General features: G+C 38.0%; 3 protein-coding genes. 1 reads left to right on the top strand and 2 read right to left on the bottom strand.

The features are described 5' to 3' along the window. Window positions 1–880 (bottom strand): alpha/beta hydrolase (locus AC1DPQ_RS23605; RefSeq protein WP_477611057.1); only part of this gene is annotated, 880 nt, incomplete at its 3' end. Window positions 881–890: 10 nt separating this feature from the next. Beyond that, window positions 891–1,965 (bottom strand): peptide chain release factor 2 gene (gene prfB / locus AC1DPQ_RS23600; RefSeq protein ID WP_131030342.1). Its coding sequence is split into 2 segments (ribosomal slippage): window positions 891–1,904 and window positions 1,906–1,965, totalling 1,074 coding nucleotides; the frame shifts between segments, so codons are not numbered across the junction. A 377-nt stretch (window positions 1,966–2,342) separates the two neighbouring features. Between prfB and AC1DPQ_RS23595 the strand changes: the two genes are divergently transcribed. Beyond that, window positions 2,343–2,814: 6-bladed beta-propeller (locus tag AC1DPQ_RS23595; RefSeq protein ID WP_477611056.1), on the top strand; the 472-nt coding region annotated here is incomplete at its 3' end.

Genomic DNA, 2,814 nt, shown 5'->3' with positions numbered 1-2,814 from the left:
AGTTAAACCAATCTACATCCGAAGTCCTGTTGATTAAACCAAAACCATGACCACCTTTTTCGTACAGATAAATATCAGTATCTACCTTATTCTGCTTTAACGCTTCGTTCATTAAAACACTATTTTCGAAAGGAACAGTTTTATCATCTTTAGCATGCACAAAAAAAGTTGGAGGTGTTTTCCTGGTTACATTTTTATTGGCCGAGAAATAATGTTTCAAACTATCAGCAGGATTTGGGCCCAATAAATTCTTCATCGTACCAGTGTGTACAGATTCTTCAAAACTGATTACAGGATAAATTAATGCAGCGAAATTTGGCCTAAGATCTATCTTTTCCGGATCGGAAACCTTAAGATCGTTATAATGGGCAACCAAAGTTGAGGCAAAATGCCCCCCGGCAGAAAAACCCATAATCCCGATCTTGTTGGCCTTAATCCCATATTTTTTTGCATTTTTCCTAATCAGGTAAATGGCCTGCTGTGCATCCTGCAATGGGCCATAAGTTTTATCAACCATAATCTGATCGCTCGGTAACCGGTACTTCAATACAAAAGCGGTAACTCCAATCGCATTAAATCTTTTGGCTACATCGGTTCCTTCATGGCTAAATGCCAAAGCGCCATAACCACCGCCCGGACAAATGATTACTGCAGTTCCTTTAGCGATATTTTTAGGTGCTTCGAAAACCGTAAACGTAGGTACCGATACTTTGGTAACACTCAAGGTACCATTTGCACGTACCTCAGTATTTTCTACATAATCAGCAGGTGTAGTTTTAGCGCCCGGAATTTCACCTGAATATAACGGTACAACTTCTTGGGCATTCGAATAGTTAACTGCCATAAACAATAACATGATAAGGATGGATGATTTTCCCATTTGTTTTAGATTAAAATTCCATTAAATATGCTTTTAAAAACCCGTTAATATCGCCATTTAAAACCGCATCGGGATTAGAGGTTTGATAATTGGTCCGGTGATCTTTTACCCTTCTATCATCCAGCACATAACTTCTGATCTGTGAGCCCCATTCTATTTTCTTTTTCGATCCCTCTACCGCAGCAATTGCTTCGTTACGTTTCCGTTCCTCAATTTCATATAATTGAGATTTTAATAAACGGATAGCATTCTCTTTATTCTGCAATTGCGATCGCGACTCCTGGTTTTTAATAATAATGCCTGAAGGTTTGTGGTATAAACGTACAGCTGTTTCAACTTTGTTTACGTTTTGTCCGCCTGCTCCACCAGCCCTAAATGTTTCGAATTCTATATCAGCAGGATTAATATCAATCTGTATGGTATCGTCAACCAGGGGATAAACATAAACAGAAGCGAAAGATGTATGCCTACGGGCATTCGAATCGAATGGAGAAATCCGAACCAAACGATGCACGCCATTTTCGCCTTTCAGATAACCATATGAGAAATCGCCATCAAACTGAAGCGTTACCGATTTTATACCGGCAACCTCCCCTTCCTGGCTGTCCTGTTCGGTAATTTTATAACCGTTCTTTTCACCCCACATCATATACATGCGCATCAGCATATAAGCCCAATCACAGCTTTCAGTTCCGCCAGCTCCAGCAGTAATCTGTAAAACGGCAGAAAGTTGGTCTTCTTTGCTACGGAGCATATTTTTAAGTTCCAGTTCTTCTACGGCAGTTTTACTGATCTCGAACTGGTCTTGCAGCTCAGCTTCTGAAGCATCGCCCGATTGAAAAAACTCAAACATTACCGCAGCATCTTCAACCGCATTATTGGTTTGGTTAAAGCCATCCGTCCATTTTTTCTTTGAACTTATTTCGGCAAGAATTTTTTCTGCTTTTTTAGGGTCATCCCAGAAATCGGGAGCCATTGTTAATTTTTCTTCTTCGCGGATGGCGTAAAGTAGCTCATCAACGTCAAAGATACCTCCTCAGCGACGTTACTCTGTCCCTTAAATCTTGAATATTTTCTTTGGTCATGGTAACAAATATAGCAATTATGAGATACTATTAAGGAGACGCTACCCAAAACCTTAACTATCTTCATTTCTTAATGGTGTACAAAATAATTTAGGTCCTTTTACCATTGAGAAATTAAGGACATTAAGTAGGATTGAGTTAAGACCAAATTACTTGCATTTTAACCATAGGCTTCTATAAATTAACTCATCCTGCAGCTTTGCTGTTAAAACTTGTTAAAATCATAAAATGAACCATCAACTAATTATTTAATTGATTAATTTTCGAAAATATTTATCAGATCGGCCGGAATTTAAATCATATGCTATTAATGGAGTAGCATAGTTCAAATCGATCTGTTAATATCCAAACTAATATTAACATCTTAACCAACACAAATGAAAATGCTCTTTTTTATTTTAGGTTATTTGTTTTTCTGTACGGCAACATTTGCACAAACAGGTAAAATAGATAGCGCTGAAATGGCTACATTGCGTATCGACCCTCAAACTGCGCGCGGCGCGGCTGTTTCTCAGGTTTTTAGCGAAGTAGAATTTATTCCCCTCGAAACTACAAAAGAGAGCCTTTTTGGAAATATTAGCCAGCTAAAAATCGTAGACGATAATTATGTAATTTTTGATTACGATACCAAGGCAATCTTGATTTTTACTAGAGATGGCAAGTTTCGCTCAAAAATTAACGCTAGTAAAATAGAACAAGAAGATAAAAGCAACAAAGACAAGACAGTTTTTTATGGCTTTACCACTAGAAAGGAGAATAATGTCGAATTTATAGTTATTTCCGCACGTCCCAATGCCTTTTACTTCGATCTAAATGGCAGGCAGATCAAAAAGATACCACTCAAAGAGT

The sequence above is a fragment of the Pedobacter sp. 01T416_2 genome (assembly GCF_056398925.1).
The sequence above is the reverse complement of the archived record's forward strand: the minus strand, read 5'-3'. Positions and strand labels throughout refer to the sequence as shown.